The sequence below is a fragment of the Rhodopseudomonas sp. BR0C11 genome (assembly GCF_010820945.1).
GTDB classification, from domain to species: domain Bacteria; phylum Pseudomonadota; class Alphaproteobacteria; order Rhizobiales; family Xanthobacteraceae; genus Rhodopseudomonas; species Rhodopseudomonas palustris_H.
Window position 1 is genome coordinate 1 of the sequence record NZ_QTKI01000818.1, and the last position, 574, is coordinate 574.

Annotated in this window: 1 protein-coding gene; it reads right to left on the bottom strand. The window is 66.7% G+C overall.

Features of this window, described 5'->3' with window-relative positions:
• Positions 1–574, bottom strand: a 574-nt coding sequence (locus tag DYI24_RS27580) for an HAD family hydrolase (RefSeq protein ID WP_164574565.1), incomplete at both ends; no start/stop codon positions are given.

Below are 574 nucleotides of genomic sequence, written 5' to 3' on the forward strand. Positions count from 1 at the left end.
GGTCATCGGATTGTGGCCGGTGATCATCACCGTGCGGATGCCCATCCGCCGCAGCTCGGCGAACCGCTCGCGGATGCCGCCCTTGACGATGTCCTTGAGCTGAATGACGCCGAGCAGCTTGCCGTCACGCGCGACCGCAAGCGGTGTGCCGCCAGCCTTGGCAATCTCGTCGGCGATCGCGACAAGCTCTTGGGCGCCCTCGACGTTGGATACTGTCTCGATCGCGCGCGCGGCATTTCCATGGGTAGCCGCCACGCCGGGGACGGCCGCGACGGAGACCAGGATCGAATCGACGGCCCCCTTACGGATCGACGATCCGCCGATGTCGACGCCGCTCATGCGGGTCTGCGCGGTGAACGGAATGAAGTGGGCCTCCAGTTCCGCGAGATCACGGCCGCGAATGCCGTGCTTCTCCTTGGCCAGCACCACGATCGAGCGGCCTTCCGGCGTTTCGTCGGCGAGCGATGCCATCTGAGCAGCGTCGGCAAGATCGCGTTCGCTGACGCCCCCCACTGGACGGAACGCGGTCGCCTGGCGATTGCCGAGCGTGATGGTGCCGGTCCTGTTGAGCAGC